The sequence below is a fragment of the Xanthomonas sp. F4 genome, assembly GCF_011761895.1.
This window is the reverse complement of the sequence record NZ_JAASQX010000001.1, coordinates 1,271,462-1,291,632: the sequence shown is the minus strand read 5'-3', so window position 1 is coordinate 1,291,632 and position 20,171 is coordinate 1,271,462. Positions and strand designations below refer to the sequence as shown.

At 66.3% G+C, this 20,171-nt stretch carries 16 protein-coding genes; 8 read left to right on the top strand and 8 right to left on the bottom strand.

Annotated elements, in window-relative coordinates; translation table 11 throughout:
* Nucleotides 1-302 precede the first annotated feature (302 nt).
* Nucleotides 303-2,261, bottom strand: a complete 1,959-nt coding sequence (locus tag FHR66_RS05715; protein WP_167087572.1) for an OPT family oligopeptide transporter — start codon at nt 2,259-2,261, stop codon at nt 303-305.
* A gap of 483 nt (nt 2,262-2,744) precedes the next feature.
* Between FHR66_RS05715 and FHR66_RS05710 the strand changes: the two genes are divergently transcribed.
* From FHR66_RS05710 to FHR66_RS05700, 3 genes are all read left to right on the top strand, one after another.
* The gene (locus FHR66_RS05710) at nt 2,745-4,511 is read left to right on the top strand and encodes an oligopeptide:H+ symporter (RefSeq protein ID WP_160970077.1); all 1,767 of its coding nucleotides are present in this window, start codon (nt 2,745-2,747) and stop codon (nt 4,509-4,511) included.
* Between the two features lie 455 nt (nt 4,512-4,966).
* Nucleotides 4,967-5,131: a hypothetical protein gene (locus tag FHR66_RS05705; protein WP_160970075.1), complete on the top strand. Its 165-nt coding sequence runs from the start codon at nt 4,967-4,969 to the stop codon at nt 5,129-5,131.
* Nucleotides 5,132-5,243: 112 nt separating this feature from the next.
* Entirely contained in the window at nt 5,244-6,809 is a 1,566-nt protein-coding gene (locus FHR66_RS05700) for an asparagine synthase-related protein (RefSeq protein ID WP_160970073.1), read from the top strand.
* Between the two features lie 245 nt (nt 6,810-7,054).
* Here FHR66_RS05700 and FHR66_RS05695 read toward each other — a convergent pair whose 3' ends face one another.
* Nucleotides 7,055-9,037, bottom strand: a complete 1,983-nt coding sequence (locus FHR66_RS05695) for an alpha/beta hydrolase family protein (protein WP_202394949.1) — start codon at nt 9,035-9,037, stop codon at nt 7,055-7,057.
* A 212-nt stretch (nt 9,038-9,249) separates the two neighbouring features.
* Nucleotides 9,250-10,257, bottom strand: coding sequence for a LacI family DNA-binding transcriptional regulator (locus FHR66_RS05690; protein WP_160970071.1), 1,008 nt, complete (start codon nt 10,255-10,257; stop codon nt 9,250-9,252).
* A gap of 95 nt (nt 10,258-10,352) precedes the next feature.
* On the opposite strand from FHR66_RS05690, the gene FHR66_RS05685 reads away from it, so the two are divergent.
* Genes FHR66_RS05685 through FHR66_RS05665 form a run of 5 tightly spaced genes read left to right on the top strand, consistent with a single transcriptional unit; the run spans nt 10,353 to nt 14,975 of the window.
* Complete coding sequence (locus tag FHR66_RS05685) at nt 10,353-11,405, top strand: sugar phosphate isomerase/epimerase family protein (protein ID WP_167087570.1); 1,053 nt, start codon at nt 10,353-10,355, stop codon at nt 11,403-11,405.
* 27 nt (nt 11,406-11,432) lie between these two features.
* The gene (locus tag FHR66_RS05680; protein ID WP_160970067.1) at nt 11,433-12,650 is read left to right on the top strand and encodes a nucleoside permease; all 1,218 of its coding nucleotides are present in this window, start codon (nt 11,433-11,435) and stop codon (nt 12,648-12,650) included.
* Nucleotides 12,651-12,661: 11 nt separating this feature from the next.
* Nucleotides 12,662-13,786, top strand: coding sequence for a Gfo/Idh/MocA family protein (locus FHR66_RS05675; protein WP_160970065.1), 1,125 nt, complete (start codon nt 12,662-12,664; stop codon nt 13,784-13,786).
* Between the two features lie 19 nt (nt 13,787-13,805).
* Nucleotides 13,806-14,660, top strand: coding sequence for a sugar phosphate isomerase/epimerase family protein (locus FHR66_RS05670; protein ID WP_160970063.1), 855 nt, complete (start codon nt 13,806-13,808; stop codon nt 14,658-14,660).
* Between the two features lie 18 nt (nt 14,661-14,678).
* A complete protein-coding gene (locus FHR66_RS05665) occupies nt 14,679-14,975 on the top strand; it encodes a c-type cytochrome (RefSeq protein WP_237475439.1) in 297 nt (98 codons plus the stop codon).
* 27 nt (nt 14,976-15,002) lie between these two features.
* Here the strand turns inward: FHR66_RS05665 and FHR66_RS05660 are convergent, their stop codons facing one another.
* The 5 genes from FHR66_RS05660 to FHR66_RS05640 all read right to left on the bottom strand — a co-directional run bounded on the left by FHR66_RS05660 (nt 15,003) and on the right by FHR66_RS05640 (nt 20,162).
* On the bottom strand, nt 15,003-15,746 hold the full coding sequence (locus FHR66_RS05660) for a 3-keto-disaccharide hydrolase (protein ID WP_202394946.1): 744 nt from the start codon (nt 15,744-15,746) through the stop codon (nt 15,003-15,005).
* 43 nt (nt 15,747-15,789) lie between these two features.
* Nucleotides 15,790-16,362, bottom strand: a complete 573-nt coding sequence (locus tag FHR66_RS05655; RefSeq protein ID WP_160970061.1) for a gluconate 2-dehydrogenase subunit 3 family protein — start codon at nt 16,360-16,362, stop codon at nt 15,790-15,792.
* On the bottom strand, nt 16,362-18,047 hold the full coding sequence (locus FHR66_RS05650) for a GMC oxidoreductase (RefSeq protein ID WP_160970060.1): 1,686 nt from the start codon (nt 18,045-18,047) through the stop codon (nt 16,362-16,364). The genes FHR66_RS05655 and FHR66_RS05650 overlap by 1 nt, the downstream gene beginning before the upstream one ends.
* A gap of 30 nt (nt 18,048-18,077) precedes the next feature.
* Complete coding sequence (locus tag FHR66_RS05645) at nt 18,078-18,974, bottom strand: hydroxypyruvate isomerase family protein (protein ID WP_160970058.1); 897 nt, start codon at nt 18,972-18,974, stop codon at nt 18,078-18,080.
* 663 nt (nt 18,975-19,637) lie between these two features.
* Complete coding sequence (locus FHR66_RS05640) at nt 19,638-20,162, bottom strand: single-stranded DNA-binding protein (RefSeq protein WP_160970056.1); 525 nt, start codon at nt 20,160-20,162, stop codon at nt 19,638-19,640.
* Between the last annotated feature and the right edge of the window lie 9 nt (nt 20,163-20,171).

The following is a 20,171-nucleotide window of genomic DNA, read 5'->3' as shown; positions in this document are numbered from 1 at the left end:
GCAAAGGACTGAAGTCATGGAAGAGCCGGGATTGGGGAATCGGGATTGGGGATTGGCAAGCGCGAGGCGCTGGCCCGTGACGTGCAGGAGGCCGATGCCGGCGTTGGCGTTGGTGGTGAGACGGACAGCGGCAAGCGCGCGGCTGGTGCGATGCGGTGTTGGGTCCACGCGATGCACGCGGCGCGGGCAGCCAGCGAGACGCTGATGGGACGGCACGCGCGGTGCGCTGATGCGGCCGCAAAAGCGAAGCCCGGCGCGGGGCCGGGCTTCGGATGTTGCGTTGCGGGAGGCCGTTGCGCCGCTTACGCGCGCGGCGCAGCCGCGGCCTCGCCCTTGCGGCCGGTGCGGTACAGCAGCCAGCCGACGAAGGCCAGCAGCGCCAGGCCGTACCACTGGTTGAGGTGGAACGCTTCCGGCAGCGCCAGCACGTCGGCGTGGCCCGAGGCCACGATCGGCACCGCGATGGCGATGCCCATCAGCGCCTCGCCGGTGATCAGGCCCGCGGCGAACAGCGTGCCCGGACGGTGCACGCGGTCGCGCCCCTCTTCGTCGTCGGCACGGATCTTGTGGAAGCGCTCGACCAGATGGGTCAGCAGGCCGCCGAGGAAGATCGGCACCATCAGTTCCAGCGGCAGGTAGATGCCGATCGCCGCGGCCAGCACCGGCACGCGGAAGCGCTTGCCGGTCTTCTTCAGCCACTCGTCCAGGGCGATGATCGCCGCGCCGACGCCGGCGCCGATGCCGATCATGGTCCACGGCAGCTCGCCACCGAACAGGCCCTTGGCCACCGACGCCATCAGCGTGGCCTGCGGCGCCGCCAGCGCGTTGGGATGCTGCGGCGTGGCCGCGCCGATGCCATAGGCCTGGGCCAGCAGGTTCAGCACCGGCGCCATGATCAGCGCACAGGAGAACGCGCCGATCGCCAGCATCAACTGCTGCTTCCATGGCGTGGCGCCGACCAGGTAGCCGGCCTTCAGATCCTGCAGATTGTCGCCGCCCACTGCGGCGGCGCAGCACACCACCGCGCCGATCATGATCGCGGCGACCGCGCCGATCGGCGAATCGCGCCCGAGCAGCAGCACCAGCACCGCCGAGGCGAACAGGATGGTGGAGATGGTGATGCCGGAGACCGGGTTGTTCGACGAGCCGATCAGCCCGGCCAGGTAGCCGGACACCGAGACGAACAGGAAGCCGGCGACGATCATGATGATGGTCATCGGCACGCTGACGTGCCACTGGCCGACGATGGCCTGGTACAGGCCCAGCAGCGGCAGCGTGCACAACAGCAGCGCCACCAGCATCCACTTCATCGGCAGGTCGCGATCGGTCTCGGCCACCGCGGCGCCACCGGTGCTCTTGCGCGCCGCAGCGAAGCCGCTCTTGACGCCCGACAGCAGCGACTTGCGCAGCGAGAACAGCGTCCACACGCCGCCGATCAGCATCGCGCCCACGCCCAGGTAGCGCACCTTGGCCGCCCAGATCCCGAACGCGGCCTCGGCCGCCGGCGCATTGGCCAGGCTCTGCGCCAGCGCCGGATCGGAGTTCATGAAGAACTGCTGGTACAGCGGGATGGCCAGATGCCAGGACAGGATCGAACCGGACAGCACCACGATGCCGACGTTGAGCCCGACGATGTAGCCCACGCCCAGCAGCGCCGGCGACAGGTTGGTGCCGACGTAGCCGACCATCTTGCTGCTGCCGATGTACGCGGCCTGCGCCCAGGTATCCGGGATCACCTTCAGGCCGCTGGCCGCACCGAGCTTGACCAGCCCGCCGATGGCCGCCGACAGGCCCAGGATCTTCAGCCCCGGCCCGGGGTTCTCGCCGGCCTTGAGCACTTCCGCGGCGGCCTTGCCTTCCGGGAACGGCAGCGGATCCTCGACGATCATCGAACGCCGCAACGGCACCGAGAACAGCACCCCGAGCAGTCCGCCCATGCCGGCGATGCCGAGCACCCACCAGTACTTGAAGTCCGGCCAGTAGCCCATGATCACCAGCGCCGGGATGGTGAAGATCACCCCGGCCGCGATCGAGGAACCGGCCGAGGCGCCGGTCTGCACGATGTTGTTCTCGAGGATGGAGCCGCCGCCCAGCAGGCGCAGCACCCCCATCGACACCACTGCCGCCGGAATCGCGGTGGCGATGGTCAGGCCGGCGAACAGACCGAGATAGGCATTGGCGGCGGACAGCACCACGGCCAGCACGATCGCCAGCACCACGGCACGGAACGTGAGCTGGCGCGGCGCGGCAGCGTTGTTCATGGTTACCCCTGAAACGACAAAAACGCTTTGCACGCTAGCGTCTGGGGCGGGGCAAGTCCAGCTTCCTGGTGCCCAGCTTGTGGCACATGCCTGGGAGGCTGGGATTGGGGATTGGGGATTGGGGATTGGGGATTGGGGATTGGGGATTGGGGATTGGGGATTGGGGATTGGGGATTGGGGATTCGTAGAAGCAGCAGTACTCAGCGGCACATGGTTGCCCCTCTCCCACCGGGAGAGGGGTTGGGGTGAGGGTACGGCAACGCGCAGCGCACCAATCCTTGCCTGCCCTGCCTGACCCTCATCCGCCCCTGCGGGGCACCTTCTCCCGACGGGAGAAGGAACAGCAGCAGCCCCTCTCCCACCGGGAGAGGGGTTGGGGTGAGGGTCCGACCTCGCGCGACACCGCACGTGCCGCGGACCGCCATTCGAGCGAGCGCCGGCCCCCCTATACTCCGCCGCCTGCCTCCTGCGCCGAGAGTCGCCGTGTCCGTGTCCTCCCTGCCGTTGCGCGACGCGCGCGACGATTTCCTCGGCCATCCCAAGGGCGTGTACGTCTGCTTCTTCACCGAGATGTGGGAGCGCTTCTCCTTCTACGGCATGAAGGCGCTGCTGTTGCTGTACCTGACCAAGTACCACCTGTTCGGCGACGACGCGGGACTCGACCTGCTCGGCGCCTACGGCGGCCTGGTGTACTGCGTGCCCGTGCTCGGCGGGCTGCTCGCCGATCGCTGGCTGGGCATGCGCAAGGCGGTGGTGTTCGGCGGCCTGCTGCTGGTGCTCGGCCACATCGGCATGGCCTTCGAGGGTCACGCCGCCACCCGAATCAACGGCGAGGTGGTGCGCGACACCGCATCCCTGGGCGTGACCTACCTGTCGCTGGCGCTGATCATCATGGGCGTGGGCTTCCTCAAGCCCAACATCTCCACCATTGTCGGCAAGCTGTATCCGGCCGACGACCCGCGCCGCGACGCCGGCTTCTCGCTGTTCTACGCCGGCATCAACCTCGGCGCCCTGTTCGCCTCCCTGGTCTGCGGCTTCCTCGGCGAAGCCTACGGCTGGCGCTACGGCTTCGGGGCGGCCGGCATCGGCATGCTGCTCGGCCTGGGCATGTTCCTGTGGGGCCAGAAGTACCTGCACGGCCACGCCGAACCGGCGCAACCGGCGCTGCTGCGCGAGCGCGTGCTCGGCGTCCCGCGCGAATGGGCGATCTACCTGTGCGCCGTGCTGGGCGTGCTGCCGGTGGCCGCCTTGATGTGGGCCGCGGCCAACGGCGCCTTCAGCCTGGGCGGGGAAATCTCCCTGGCCCTGCTGCTGATGCTGCTGGTGCTCGGCGCGGTGCTGCTGTGGTTCGCCTGGTTCACCGGCACCCAGTGCACACCGGTGCAGCGCCAGCAGATGATCGCGCTGATGGTGCTGATCGCGATGGCGCTGGTGTACTTCACCCTGTACGAGCAGACCTACGGCTCGTGGGTCACTTTCACCGACCGGCTGATGACCAAGGACATCGTGCCGTCGCTGGTGATCCGCGGCGGCACGCCCCTGCCCTGGTCGATCGCCTCGCTGCTGCTGGCGCCGCTGGGCTTCGTGCTGGCGGCCTCGCTGTCCGACCGCCGCCCCGGCTCGTCCGCGCCGCGGCGGCTGTTCGTCGCGGTCAGCGCGCTGATGCTGCTGTTCCTGATCCGCGACTGCCTGGTGCTGCCGCAGACCGCCGGCTCGCTGACCTACCTGGGCGCGCTGTTCCTGGTGCTGCTGGCGCCGCTGTTCGCCGCGCTGTGGGCGTGGCTGGCGCGGCGCGGACGCGAGCCGTCCAAGCCCGCCAAGTCGGCAATGGGGCTGTTGCTGGCCGGCCTGTCCTTCGTGCCGCTGGCGCTGGCCGCGCAACAGGTCGGCGCGACCGGACAGATGGCGAGCGTGTGGTGGCTGGTGCTCGCCTATTTCGTGCTGGAGGCCGGCGAAATGTGCCTGTCGCCGGTCGGCCTGTCGGCGGTGACCCAGCTCGCGGTGCCGCGCGTGGTCAGCCTGATGATGGGCACCTGGTTCCTGGCCACCGCCTTCTCCGAAGCGCTGGCGGCGCTATTCGGCAAGCTCGCCGCGATCGAGGTGCCGGACGGCCAGACCCTCAACGTCGCCGACGCCGCGGCCAAGTACGCACATCTGTTCTGGCTGCTGCTGTGGATCGGCGTGGGCTGCGCGGTGCTCGCCTTCCTGGCCGCGCCGCTGCTGCGGCGGATGATGCACGGAGTGCGCTGAGCGGCTGCGTCGCCTGAGCGGCGACGCAGCCGGCTCAGATCTCGACGCGCACGCATCTGGCGTGGTCAGTGCCGACTACGACGATAAGACCGCGAGTCGCATTGAGCCAAAAAAAAATCCAACCGGGCCCCGCTCACTTCCAGGCCCCAACCGTTCGCACAGATAAGTCTGGCCGCTACCGCGTTACTGGCGTCGCCTTTTCACATCGATCAGCGGCACATGATACAAACGGACATAAATTGCCACATCGCGAGACAGCAACGGACCTTTGCCGCCCATTAACGATACATGGGCGACACAGTAAGCACATAAAGGCAGTTTTCTTTATTAAAACACCTGATTTAACAAGTTTCATGTGAAACCATGAAATTCGGCAAACTTGTTTTGCCGTAGGCGCAGTGATAGGTTCTGTTCGTCGCCGCATGACGACGACATCTAAAAAAAGGAGTTTTGTGATGAAAATCCAAGATGGCAAGCTTGAGAAACAAGAGTCCCTCTCCAATCCTTTCGCTGTCCAGCTCGACGAACCCATGCAAAATATCGCAGCGCCCGGCGTCTGCGAGATGAAGCCCTATCTCGGCGACGATTCTCGCTGGTACTCCACGCAGCCGGGCGGCTAAAACGACGGCGATTCGATCGATACGTCGCGATGAAGAACGCCGCCATCAGGCGGCGTTCTTTTGTTCGAAAACGCGGTCACCACACGACACCGCTCTCAGGCAGCCGATCTCCATGATCAAGGCCACCATTGCCTTTTCCGACCTCGAGCAATCGCCGCTGTGGCAGAACGACACCCTGTACCTCGGGAAAAGCCAGATCGTCGCCTACCATCACCCCGCTGTGGAAACCGTTGTAGTCCGCACGCAGGGACAGTGGTTCGCCACGGTGCGCGAACGTTGCACGGAAATCGAATGGAAAAAAGACGATACGGGCATTCTGGTCGATGCCGATCGATTCGACCAGCTCTACAAAGAGGCTTTGCTATGGCCGCTCGATTATCTCATGATCGAAGTGGCCCAGGCCGGATGCCGATTGAAGCTGCGCGCCGGCCTGCTCGGATCGGCGCCAGTCTACTGCCGGGTCTCCGATGACGCAGTAGAAATCTCCTACGATCTGGCCGACTTTTTTTCCCGATCCACCACCATTGATTTGGAGATGGCCAGCCGGCGTCTCGCACTCGGCGCGGATTATTCCGCCAGGCAGTTGTTTTCGGGCGTTCTGATGCTGACGGAACGCGCCACGCTTTACGCGGAGCCGGGCAAGGTCCGTTACGTCTACCCCTCGCCTGCAGAAACCGTAGCGCCTTCCGATGACGCATTGAGCGACTACGGCATGAAGCGATTCGGCCAACTATTGCATCGCGCGGTTTCGATTCGACCCGCGTCGAAACAGGTGGCCGTCGAGTTGAGCGGGGGCATGGACTCGGCGACTGTTGCATGCGCGCTGACGCGATCGCAGCACAACATCCTTAGCCTGGGAATCTTGCTCGATGCGGGATCCAGTCAGAACCAGGTCGAACGTCGCCGCCTGCTTGTCGAAACGCTGGGTCTTCGCGACACGGCGGTCAATATCGACGCGTTCCCGCCGACGCTCGATCTACAACCGAGTGCGAGCCGACCGGACTATCCCCTTGCCGAGTTCTACCTCGAAGCGTTCGAAAGCGTGTGGGATAGTGCTCAAGCGCAGGGGAGCGATCGGCTTTTCACCGGCATTGGCGGAGACCAGTTGTTCCCGACGTATCGGAACGAGGAACACTCCACCGGCAGCCGCAATGGCATTGTGGCCGCAGAAGCCAAGCGGCGCGCGGACCTATTGTTGACGCCCCGAGCGCTCAATGCATCGCGTTCGCTCAATGGATTCGATGCGCCCGCCGGACCTTTATCTGCCTCGGTGTTGGCCTCGAGCATGTGCCAGGCTCCGCATCTGCTGCGGCGAGGCCTTTGGCCGGTCAATCCGCTAAGCGATCCACATCTGGTTGCTTTTTGTCGGCGCCTGCCGCTCGAGAGCCGGAAAGATCGAGAAACGATGTGGCGATATTTGCAGGCCAACGTAGGCGACATATTTCCACGGGATTATTGCAAGGAAACGTTCGCCCATGTCCTGCCTGAGCTGATCGCACATCACGCCAAGACGATCGCCATGCAGCTGAGCGAATGCGCCCTTGCCGACTTGGGCCTGGTCAACCGCGACGCCGTACTGCAACTTCTGGACGAATTGGTGGCGACGCGCGCACGTCCGCTGACGGCGCCGTTGATCTCGTTCCTTTGGCTGGAGCGCTTCGTCCGGCAGTTTGCCTGACAATCCCATGCGGCAGGCGCGGACGTCGCGTTCTCAGCCTACGATCGAGGCGCCGGACGGCCAGAGCAGCAAGATCGACCAGCCATGGAAGCAGGTGACCAATTCGGCAAGACCCCGAAGTGCCAGTTGGTCACGCTGAACTATGGAGCCCAACCGTCATCAGTGCGGCCCGGAAGCACCGGACCGCACTGATGCCGCACAGCTGTGGCGCATGCGCCTCACACGTATCGCCAGGCGAAAACCACTTACGGTTTCGTCGCTGCCGGCGCCGCCTGCGCGCCGCCCAGCGACTTGCTCAGAAACGCCAGCAGCCGAGTGTAGAACTCGCGACGGTGTTCCTCGGTATAGAAGCCATGTCCCTCGGTCGGGACATACAGCGTTTCCACCGGCACCCCGGCCTTCTTCAGCGCGGCTTCCATCTTCTTGGAGTGCAGGATAGGGGCGCGCTCGTCCTCGCCGCCAGCCGCCAGAAATACCGGCACCTTGATCCTGTCGGCCAGGTTGACCGGCGAGACCGCAGCCAGTTCGCTGCTCGGCCCCAACCACTCCCGCAAATAGGTCTGGCCCGCGTCGCGTTGCTGGATATCGCCCTTCGCGTACATCAGCGGCAGGTCGTAGACACCGACATAGCCGGCCGCACAGCGGTACAGCGACGGCTCCTTGGCGACCCCCATCAACGACGCGTAGGCACCATAGCTGGCGCCGAACATGCAGATGCGCTGCGGATCAGCGATGCCCTGGGCGATCGCCCAGCGCGTGGCATCGGTGACGTCGTCCTGCATCTTGCCACCCCACTGGCCGGCGCCCGCCTGCTTGAACGAGCGGCCGTAGTTGCCGGAACCGCGATAATTGACCTGCAACACCGCATAGCCGGCACTGGCCAGGAGCTGGGCATCCTCGTCGAACAGGCCGTTGTTGAAGATCCCGAAGGGGCCACCATGCGGCATCACCACCATCGGCACCTTGCCCGTGGCGGCCGACGTGGGCAGCGTCACGAAGCCGTGCAAGGTCAGGCCATCGCGTGCCTGCAGCGCGATCGGCCGCACCTCGCCCAGTTTGGGCGGCTGCAAGGCAGCGCGACGCGCAAAGACGAACTCTGCCTTCTTGGCCACCGTATCGAACAGATAGAACTCGCCCGGATTGCGCCCGGACTGCACCTGCACCAGGTTGAGCCGGCCATCGCGGGTGCTCGAGGTGACGTAGACCGCCTGCCCCGGGAAGGCCGCTTCCAGCGAGCGCTGGGTCTTGGCTTCCGGCGAGTTCGCGTCGAAGAACAGGCTGCGCGGCTTGTCGCCCAGCACCTCGACCCCGACCGGGACACGGGTGCCGTGGCGGTACATGATCCGGTAGGGATCGGCCAGCGCATCGTGCGCCACGACCTTGCGCTCGCCGCTGTCCGCATTCCATGACTCGATCGCGTCGCTGCCCTTGGCCTGCTGAACCTGCAGATAGGCGATCCGCCCATCCTCGGAGAATCCGAGCGGCGTCTCTACGTGCTGACTGACGTTCTCGTCGTTGATCAACTTCCAGTCGCTGCCCTGCGGATCGCGGTAGAACAGCTTCCTGGCATTGTCGGCGTCGGCGCCCGAGGCGAAGCGCACCTTGCCTTGCTCGTCGCTGTAGAACTCGGCACCGCGCACCTTCGGCGAACCGGCCAGCGTGCGGCGGCGACCCGTGTACACATCCATGATCTCGGCGCGGCTGTAAGGGTCCTTGCTGACGCTGAACGGGCGGACCTGGATGATGACGTTGCGGTCATCGCCAGGCAGCGGACCGACCATGTCGGCGATGACGTCCTCGACCTTCTTGGTCTGGATCAAGGTGCCGGGACCGTTGCCGGTCACCCGCTGACCCACCAGCAATTCGGCGGCACTGCCATCGGCATTGATCGCAAACAGTTCTCCGGTTCCCCTCGGCGCGTCCAGCGACCCTATCTTTTCGGCCATGCTGAACACCACGCGGGTGTCGTTGACCCACTCGAATTCGTTGACGTGGCTGTTCTTGTCCATCGAAAAACTGCCGACGATCTTGCTGTCGGAGCGGCGCATCACCGCCAGCGCAGTGCGGTCGGCCAGCGGCACGGTCGCGGCGTAATACTCACCGGTGGGCGACAGCTTCAACTCGCCAACCTGTTCCTTCTTGAGATAAGGCGCCAGATCCACCTGCGCCCATGCATTCCCCGCTCCCAGCAGACACAACAACGCGACTGCGCGCAGTCCCCTTTTCATTCCCTGTTCCCCTGTTCCTGTTGGCGTGACGTTCGCGTGAAGTTTAATCCAGGCGCTTGTCCGATGGCGTACCGGAACCTGGGCGCCGACCTCCGGCAACCTCGGGGCTGGAAACCCAAAAGGGCATGCAGCCTGAAGCCCCATGCCCTCATCTGCCACGGAAATGGCGGCGCGCACCGATCAAGCGCATCGCCCCATATCCCCGCCGTCATTTACCCCCTCGGCGCACCGGTCGACCCGCGCACCATCAAGCTGAAATCCAGCGTCTGCTGCAACGGCACGTCCACCTTTTCGATGATCGCGAGCAGCAGGTTGACCGCGCGGACGCCGATTTCGCGCATGGGCTGCCGGATGGTCGTCAATGGCGGCGTGAGGTAACTGGACGAGGCCAGGTCGTCGAAGCCGACGATGGACAGGTCGTCCGGCACGCGGATACCCAGGTCGCGGCAGGCCGCCAGGGCACCCAGTGCCATCTGATCGCTGAAACAGAAGATCGCGGTCGGCGCGGGTGTACGGCCCAATAGCGCCATCGCCGCCGCATGGCCGGATTCGACGGAGAAGTCGCCCGGCACGACGGTCAGGTTGCGCAGACGGCCGCGTGCCTTGGCGGAAGCGCGGACCCCTTCCAGTCGCTGCTGATGCAGGGGATTATCGGGCGGGCCACCCACCACGGCGATCCGCGCGTGCCCCAGTCCATACAGGTGTTCCATCACCGCGCGTGCGGCGGCGGCGTTGTCGATATGGACGCTCGGAATCCCCAGCGCCGGGTCGAACTCGCAGCCGTTGACCACTGGCGCGGCGGCGCCCTGCTGCTTGACGATCTCACGCGCCGTCGGCGGCAGGCGATGTCCCAGCACGATCAGGCCGTCCGCCTCGTTGCGTGGGAGCATCTGCGCGTAGCGCTCCTCGCGGTCGGGCTGGTGCTGGGTATCGCCCAGCAGCACGGCGTAGCCGACCGCCTGCGCGGCGTCCTCCGCGCCCTGCAGGATCTGGGCGAAGAAGGGATTGGCGATGTCCGGGACGGTGACCAGGAGCTTGCCGCTGCGCTGGGTCTTGAGCGTCCGTGCCACCGTGTTGGGGACATAGCCCAGCGCGGCGGCGGCCTGCTCGATGCGCGCGCGCGTGGCGGGCAGGACTTTTTCCGGCCGGGAGAGCGCCCGCGACACCGTGCCCGCGGTGACGCCGACGTGCTTTGCGATGTCGTAGATGGTGGTCGCCATGAACTGAGCTCTTGTTGCTGCTGTGCAGTGCACAACGGGTCTTGCGGGAGGCCCATGCTAGGATGATTCAATCGATTGCATGAGGGCGAATCACGTTGAAGACGCTCAAGGGTCCAGCGCTGTTCTTGGCACAGTTCATCGCCGACACACCTCCCTTCAATCGCTTGGACACGCTGGCCGAATGGGCCGCGGGCCTGGGCTATTCTGGCCTACAAGTCCCCACCAGCGCGCCCCACCTGTTCGATCTGGCCCAGGCCGCGCACAGCCAGGCGTACTGCGACGACCTCGCCGGCATGCTGGCCGGGCACGGCCTGCAGATCACCGAGCTGTCCACCCACCTGCAGGGACAGCTGGTCGCCGTCCACCCCGCCTACGACAGCCTGTTCGACGGCTTCGCACCCCCGGACAAGCGCGGCAACCCCGCCGCCCGCCAGGCCTGGGCGGTGGAGCAGCTGCGTCTGGCCGCCAAGGCCAGCCAGCGCCTGGGGCTGACCGCGCATGCCACGTTCTCCGGCGCGCTGGCCTGGCCTTACTTCTATCCCTGGCCGCAACGCCCGCCCGGGCTGGTGGAAGAAGCCTTCGCCGAACTCGGTCGGCGCTGGCGCCCCCTCCTGGATGCCTTCGACGCCTGTGGCGTGGACCTGTGCTTCGAGATCCACCCGGGCGAGGACCTGCACGACGGCGCGACCTTCGAGCGCTTCCTCGACATGGTCGACCACCACCCCCGCGCCAAGATCCTGTACGACCCCAGCCACCTGCTGCTGCAGCAGATGGACTACCTGGGGTTCATCGATCGCTACCACGCGCGCATCGGCATCTTCCACGTCAAGGACGCGGAGTATCGCGCCAGCGCGCGCAGCGGCGTGTACGGCGGTTACCAGGACTGGATCGAGCGTCCGGGGCGGTTCCGTTCGCTCGGGGATGGCCAGATCGATTTCAAGGCGATCTTCTCCAAGTTCGCCCAATACGACTTCCCGGGCTGGGCGGTGCTGGAGTGGGAGTGCTGCCTGAAGCACCCGGAAGATGGGGCACGGGAGGGTGCCGCGTTCATTCGCGAGCACATCATCCGCGTGACCGAACGCGCCTTCGACGACTTCGCCGGCAGCGGCGCCGATCCGGACTCGCTGCGGCGCATGCTGGGAACCTGAGCCATTGCCGCCCTGGGAGGGGACGCCATGACGCACACCATGTCGCGCTTGGGCGCGATGATGTTTCTGCAGTTCTTCATCTGGGGGGCATGGTTCGTGACCCTGGGCACGTACCTGGTGCAAGGCCCCCTGCAGGCCAGCGCGAGCCAGGTGGCGACGGCGTTCCTCAGCCAGTCCATCGGCGCCATCGTCGCCCCGTTCCTGGTCGGCCTGATCGCCGATCGCTACTTCGCGGCGCAGCGCATCCTCGCACTGCTGCACCTCGCCGGTGCGGTGCTCATGTGGCTGGCGTCCACGGCGACGACCTTCAGCGTGTTCTTCGCCTGCGTCATGGGCTACATGCTGCTGTTCATGCCGACGCTGGCACTGGCCAACAGCGTGGCGATGCGGCACATGCAATCGCCTGAAAAGCAGTTTCCGCCGGTGCGGGTCGCCGGCAGCGTCGGCTGGATCGTGGCCGGCGTGCTGATCGGCTGGCTGGGCTGGGAACAGGCGCATCAGCTCGAGCTGACGTTCCGGATGGCGGCGATGGCGTCGCTGGCCTTGGGCCTGTATGCCTTCACCCTGCCGCACACTCCGCCACTGGCGCAACAGCGCGATGCAGGGCTGGGGCAGATCCTGGGGCTGGACGCGCTGCGGCTGCTCAAGTCGCGCTCCTATCTGGTGTTCTTCCTGGCGTCCATCGCCATCTGCATTCCGCTGGCGTTCTACTACAACTTCACCAACCCCTACCTCAACGATCTGGGCGTGCGCGGTGCGGCCGGCCTGCAATCGCTGGGCCAGGTGTCCGAAGTCCTGCTGATGCTGGCCATGCCGTTCCTGTTCGTGCGGCTGGGCGTCAAGACGATGCTCGCGGTGGGCATGGCGGCGTGGGTGGTGCGCTACGCGATGTTCGCCTTCGGCGATGCGGGCGGCGGCTTTTCCCTGCTGGTGATCGGCATCGTGCTGCACGGCATCTGCTACGACTTCTTCTTCGTCACCGGCCAGATCTACACCGATGCGCATGCCGGCCCCGCCGCGCGCAGCAGTGCGCAGGGCTTCATCACCCTGGCCACCTACGGGGTGGGCATGCTGATCGGTACGTTCCTGTCCGGCGCGGTGGTGGAGCACTACACCACCGCGGCAGGCCCGGACTGGCAGCGGATCTGGCTGTTCCCGGCCGGTGTCGCGCTGCTCGTGCTGATCGCCTTCCTGCTGCTGTTCCGCGACCGGCCCGCCGTCGCGGCCGCACCTTCCGCGCCTTGAGGACCCCCCCGATGCCCAAGCTTGGAATCGCCATCGTCGGCACCGGCATGATCGGCGCCGTGCACCGTCGCGCGGCCCTGCTTGCCGGTGCCGCGGTCCGCGGCGTCGCCGCCTCCTCCCCGCAGCGCGCGCGCGACGTGGCGCAGTCATGGGACGTCCCGCGCGCCTATCGCGATCTCGAGGAGGTGGTCGCCGATCCGCAGGTGCAGGTCGTGCACGTCTGCACGCCCAACCATCTGCACCGTGCCATGGCGCAGGCGGCGCTGGACGCCGGCAAGCACGTGATCTGCGAGAAGCCGCTGGCCACGACGCTGGACGACGCCCGGGCGTTGGCGGCCTTGGCCCGCTCGACCGGACTGGTCGCCACGGTGCCCTTCGTCTACCGCTACCACCCGGTGATCCGCGAGGCGCGCGCCCGCATCGCCCAGGGCGAACTGGGGCCGCTGCGCCTGATCCACGGCAGCTACCTGCAGGACTGGCTGCTGGACCCGGCCAGCAACAACTGGCGCGTGGACCCGACGCTGGGCGGCGCGTCGCGGGTGTTCGCCGACATCGGCTCGCACTGGTGCGACCTGGTGGAATGGGTCAGCGGCGAGCGCTTCGCCGAGGTCAGCGCGGCGTTCGCGACCGTGATCGCCGAGCGCGGCACCAACACCGGGCAGAGCTTCACCACGCCGGCGGCGGGCGGCGCGATGCAGGCGGTCTCCAGCGAAGACGTGGCCATGGCGATGCTCCGAACCGGCGCGGGCACGCTGGCCTCGTTGACGGTCAGCCAGGTCTCGGCGGGACGCCGCAATCGCCTCTGGTTCGAGATCGATGGCGCCAGGGCCAGCGTGGCGTTCGACCAGGAGGACGCCGAACGGCTGTGGATCGGCCGGCCGGACCAGCGCGAGGAAGTGTTCGTGCGCGGGCCGGGCGCCGGCAGCGCCGAACAACGCCGGCTGGCGACGCTGCCGGCCGGGCACGCGCAGGGCTACGGCGATTGCTTCGAGGCGTTCGTCGCCGACACCTACCGCGCCATCGACGGCGAGCGGCCGGAAGGCCTGCCCACCTTCGACGACGGGCTGCGTTCGGCGCTGATCGTCGATCGCGTCATCACATCGGCCAGGACACGCGGCTGGACATCCATCGATTGATTCCCGGGAGGACTTCCTGATGAACACACCGACACGCAGAACCGCAACCCTCGCACTGCTGCTCCTGGCTGCCCTGCCCGCCTTCGCACGCGACGCCGCCGGCCCGCAGAAACCCATCGCGGTGCAGATGTACACGCTGCGCAACGCCGGCTCGCTCGACCAACAGTTGAAGATCGTCCATGACGCGGGCGTGGGCGCGGTGGAAACGGTCGGTACGCAGAACGTCAGCGCGGTGGAACTCAAGCAGTTGCTGGACAAGTATGCGATTAAGGCGATCTCCTCGCACGTGCAACTGGCCGATCTGCGCAAGGACCTGGACGGCGCGGTGGCCTTCAACCGGTCGATCGGCAACACGACGCTGGTGGTGCCTTACCTGGACCAGAAGGATCGGCCCACCGATGCCGCAGGCTGGACGGCATTGGGCAAGGAACTGGGCCAGATCGCGAAAAAGGCGCGCGCCAAGGGCATGCGCCTGGCCTATCACAACCACGACTTCGAACTGGTCGACTTCGATGGCAAGACCGGCCTGGAACTGCTGTTCGCCGCGGCCGGCCCCGATCTGCAGACCGAGCTGGACCTGGCCTGGGTCGCGCGCGCGGGCTACGACCCGGCGACGATGCTGGGCAAGTTCAAGGGCCGCATGTTCGCGGTCCACGCCAAGGACAATGCACCGAAAGGCCAGGCCGAAGACGAAGGGGGCTTCGCCGCCGTCGGCCAGGGCGTGCTGGACTGGAGCGCGATCCTGCCTGCCGCGGCGGCGAGCGGCGTGCAGTGGTACATCATCGAGCACGACCAACCGCGCGATCCGGCCACCGTCGTCAAGACCGGGGCGGCGTACCTGCGCGAACACCTGCCCGCCGCCACGCCGCGCTAGTCCACAAAGGAGGCCCGCTTGAAAACGATCCTGACGATGGCCGTGGTGCTGCTGGGGACGACGCTTGCGCCCACGGCATGGTCCAAGGACGACCCGACGGCCGGCGCGCAGCTCTACGCTACCCACTGCACGGCATGCCACGGCGCCAATCGCGCAGGCGTCCCGCCCACGTTCCCCGCACTGACCGACGTGGGCAAGCGCCTGCAGCCTGCGCAGATCAAGGAGAAGATCCGCAAGGGCGGCGGCTTGATGCCCCCCTTTTCGCAGCTGTCCCAACAGGAAGTCGACGACCTCGCCAGCTTCCTGGCGCAATAGGCGACCGGCGCCGACGGCGCGCCGGCGCTACAGCTCGCGCACCCAGATGTTGCGGTAGCTGACCTTGGAGTCGTGCTCCTGCAGGAGGAGCGGCGCGCATGCATGCGGCGCGTACGACGGCGCGCCGATGTACTCGGTCTTGCCCGACAGCACGGTGTCGTCCTGCACCAGGACGCCGTTGTGCAGGACGGTGATGCGGGCGGGCGACGTGAGTCCGCCGCCCTGCGAGAAGCGGGGCGCCTTCCAGATGATGTCGTACGCCTGCCACTGGCCCGGCGCACGCGAGGCATTCACCAGCGGAATGGCCTGCTTGTAGATCGCACCGGCCTGGCCGTTGGCATAGGTGGGGTTGTTGTAGCTGTCGAGCACCTGCAACTCGTACCGTTCCTGCAGGAAGATGCCGCTGTTGCCCCGCTGCTGGCCTTCGAATCCGCGGGTCGCGGTGGGCGTGCGCCACTCGACGTGCAACTGGATGTCGCAGAAGCGCTGTTTGGTGCGGATGCCCTTGCTGCCCGGCACCACGGTCATCGCGCCGTCGGCGACGAGCCAGGGCGCGCGTCCGCCCTGCTCCGACTCCCAGGCCGACAGATCCTTGCCGTCGAACAGCACGATCGCATCCGAGGGCGCGCTGCCCGGGGGCGTGGCCACGACCGCGGGCACCGGCTTCCACACTTCGGTCTTGGTCGGATCGCGTGCGGGGTCGCCGTCGGCCTGCGCGAACGCAGGCGCCGCGGCCAGCAGGCAGGCCGCCATCAGCAAGGGTCTGGTCATCGTGTTTCCAGGAAAGGAAGGAATGGCGAAGCGAGGCGTTCCATCAGCTGGTTGCCCAGGCCGGCGTGCCGGGAACATAGGTCACCTCTTCGAAGCGGCCCGGCACGGCGACGTAGCGCAGCACTTCGGTCGCGCCGACCTTGGAGGTGAAGAAGCCGAAGATGGTCAGCTGCTTGAGCATCGTGAAGGGATGCGGCATCGCGTCCGCCACTTCGGCGGTGCCGATGTCGGTCACGTCGACGACGTGTGTCCTGGCTTCCGCATCCAGGGCGCGCAGCAACTCGGTACGGGCCTGTGGCGTGAGCGACACGAATCGACCGCCGGCACGTTTGTCGATCTCGGCCAGGCCGGCGCGGAACGTCGACTGCTGCCGGGGGGTGTAGCAGTCGGTGACGAATTTCGCCATGAACGCGCCGGCGCCGGCGTCCTTGGCCCCCGGCGTCTTGGTCCGCGGCAGGATGGTCTCGGCGATCTCGTCCAGCATGCCGATATCGACGGCGGAAAACAGGTCCTTCGCCCCGGCGGCCGGCGCCTGTGCAGAGGCGAGCGCGGGCAGGCCGACCATGGCCGCGCCCGTGGCGGCGAAGATCATCTTCAGCAGTTCGCGACGTTCCATCACAGGTTCCCCGCTTTCAGTTCGCGCACGGCATGATCGGCGGCACGCGCGGTCAGCGCCATGTAGGTCAGCGAGGGATTCACGCAAGCACTGGAAGTCATGCAGGCGCCGTCGGTCACGTAGACGTTCGGCGCGTCCCACACCTGGTTGTACTGGTTCAGCACGGAGTTCTTGCGGTCCCGGCCCATGCGCGCGGTGCCCATCTCGTGGATGCCCTTGCCCGGCGCATAGTCGGCATCGTGCATCTTCACCTCCTTGACGCCGGCCGCCTCCAGCATCTCGGCGGCGTCGGCGGCCATGTCCTTGCGCATGGCCTTTTCGTTCTCGCGCATGGCAACGTCCATCGCCAGCACCGGCAGCCCCCATTTGTCCTTGCGTTGCGGGTCCAGGCGAATCGCGTTGTCGTGGTGCGGCAGCATTTCGCCGAAGCCGGTCATGCCGATGCGCCAGTCGCCCGGCACGGTCAGCGCCTCCTTCAGATCGGCGCCGATGTTCAGCTCGGCGATCTCGCGCGACCAGCCGGTGCGGCTGGCGCCGCCCTGGTAGCCGAAGCCGCGCAGGTAGCCGCGCTTGTCTCCGGCGACGTTACGGAACCGGGGGATGTAGAAGCCGCAGGGACGACGGCCGAAGTAGTACTTGTCGTCGTAGCCTTCGACCCGGCCGGAGGCGCCGGCGCCGAAATGATGGTCCATCACGTTGTGCCCGAGTTCGCCGGACGAGGACCCCAGGCCGCCGTCCCAGACGTCGGTGGCCGAGTTCATCAGCAGCCAGGTCGAATTGAAGGAGGACGCGTTGAGGAAGATGACATTGGCCGTGTACTGGTAGGTCTGCCCGCTCTCGGCGTCGATGATCTCCACGCCGCGCGCACGCTTGCGGTCCTTGTCGTAGAGCACCTCCTTGACGATCGAGAACGGCCGCAAGGTCAGGTTGCCCGTCTTCATCGCCGCCGGCAGCGTTGCCGCCTGGGTCGAGAAATAGGCGCCGAAGGGACAGCCCAGGATGCACTTGTTGCGATACTGGCAGTTGACCCGGCCCTGCTCGACCTTGGGCTGGGTGATGTTCGCGGTGCGCGAGTGGATCAGGTGCCTGGTGCCGCCAAAGGCCTTCTTGATCCGCGTGGCAACGTCCTTCTCGACGATGTTCAACGGGATCGGCGGCAGGAACTCGCCGTCCGGCAACACGTCCAGTCCCTCGCGCGTGCCGGCGATGCCGGCGAACTTCTCCACGTGGTCGTACCACGGCGCAATGTCGGCGTAACGGATCGGCCAATCGGTGGCGATGCCGTCCTTGAGGTTCGCCTCGAAATCCAGGTCCGACAGGCGATAGCTCTGCCGTCCCCACATCAGCGAGCGACCGCCCACGTGATAGCCACGGAACCAGTCGAATCGCTTGATCTCGGTGTAGGGCGATTCCTGTTCGTTGGCCCACATGCCCTGCAGGTTCTCGACCAGGGCGTAGTCGCGCATGAGCACCGGATAAGCGGCCTTCATCGCCTGGGTCGGGCGGTTGCGGTGCGGGAAATCCCACGCCTCCTTCATCGCGTTGACGTAGTCCTTGACGTGCTCGATATTGCGGCCGCGTTCCAGCATCAGGACCTTGAGCCCCTTCTCGGTCAGCTCCTTCGCCGCCCAACCGCCACTGATTCCCGAGCCAACGACGATGGCGTCGTAATGATTGTCTGCCATGGGTTCTACTTCACCTGGGTGGATAGCGTTTCAGACGTCGCAGAGGCGGATCGCCTCGCGCAGCGAGCCGACGGGATCCGGCGCCGTAGGAACGAATTCCTGCGCCAGATAGCCATCGAAACCGGTATCGCGAATCGCGCGACAGATGGCGGGATAGTGGAGCTCCTGAGCGTCCCCGATCTCGTGCCGGCCCGGTACGCCGGCGGTGTGGTAATGCTTGAAGCACGCGTGATGCTTGCCGATGGTGGCGATGATGTCGCCCTCCATGATCTGCATGTGGTAGATGTCGTACAGCAGGCCGAAATGGTCCGAGCCGATCCGCCGGCACAGCTCGACACCCCAGGCAGAGTGGTCGCACAGGTAGTCGGGGTGATCGACCTTGGAGTTCAGCAGCTCCATCACCAGCACGACGCCGCGCTTCTCGGCATGGCCGAGGATGCGCTTGAGTCCGACTTCGGCGTGGGCCATGCCGTCCTGCGGATCCATGCCATTGCGGTTGCCGGAAAAACAGATGAGGTTGCGATAGCCGGCATCGGCCACCAGGTCGATGTGCCGCGTGTAGCGCTCGACCAGCTCATCGTGGAACTGGCTGCCGGCAAAGCCCTTGTCCAGGCCGAGTTCCGCACCGTTGCACATCGCGCTGTACACGCCATGCGCCTTCAGCGTGGGCCAATCCGCCGGGCCCACCAGATCGATGGCGGCGAACCCCATGCCCTTCACCACCTGGCATAGCTGTGCGGTCGACAGCTGCGGAAACGTCCAGCGGGCGACGGACTGCTTCAGGTTGCCCTTGAGCGGCGTGGCAGCCGCACGTGCCGGCAGCATGCCCGCCGCCCCAAGGCCAAGGCTCCCGGCGACCGCCATGCGCAGCGCGTCTCGCCGCGTGAACCCCGAGGCCGGCGCCGGTCCGTTCGAATGGATAGACATCCACCTTCCGGCCTCCCAACCGGTGTCAAACGCTGATGAATCGCCGCGATTCAATCGATTGCACCATAGAGGAGGGAATCGCTGTTTTGCAAGACGCACTGCACGACGACCCATGCTGCAGGGCACAACGCCTGTGGCGCCGATGGCCGCATCAACGTGATGGAATTCGCGCGGCGCGCTGAAGCTTCGGCTCGCCTGTCAGCCAATCGATCACATTGGCGCGCATGGCAGTGCAACCGAAGACGCGTGAATCGAGATCTTGCGCACCAACTTGCCCGATCACGACACGGTCGAAACGGGATTTGCGATCGACACTGCCGGCTGCCGCAGCGAACAGATCGCCCTCATCGTCTTCGAACGCAATTCACGTCCGCACCGCCCGCCCGACGTCGGCATCGCGATGCCAGCCCGCCGACGCGATGTACGCGGCATTCCAGTACGAGCCGCCCTTCGGCAGGCACGACTTCGGATTCGCGGGGCGCAAAGGCCGCATCGGTACGCGAGCTTTCGCGCACCCCGGTGCCCCTCGCCTATCGTGTACGTCCGCTACAGACAGAAGACAGATGTCATGCCGTCAGCGAGGGAAACACCCGCATAAAAGAAAAACCCCGGTAAGCGCACTGGCTTACCGGGGTCGATTTGCACCGCAGGAACTACGAAAAATCAGAACGGGATATCGTCGTCCGCGAAGTCGTCCATCGGCGCGGACTGCTGCGGGGCCGGCTGCTGCCGGCGCGGCGCGTAATCCTGCCCGCCACCACCGCCACCGCCGCCCATGCCGGAGCGCTCCTGGCGCGGCGGCGCCGAGCGCTGCGGACGGTCGCCGCCGCCCATGCCGCCACCACCGCCCTCGCCGCGGCCGCCGAGCATCTGCATCTCGTCGGCGACGATGTCGGTGGAGTACTTCTCCACGCCGTCCTGGCCGGTGTACTTGTCGTAGCGGATCGAGCCTTCGACGTAGACCGAACTGCCCTTGCGCAGGTACTCGCCGGCGATCTCACCGAGCTTTCCGAAAAACACCACGCGATGCCACTCGGTGCGTTCCTGCTGGTTGCCGTCCTTGTCCTTGCGCACGCTGGTGGTGGCCAGGCTGATCCGGGTGATGGCCATGCCGGCCTGGGTGTACTTGGTGTCGGGATCGTTGCCGAGGTTGCCGACGAGGATGACTTTGTTGATGCCGCGGGCCATGAGCTGCTT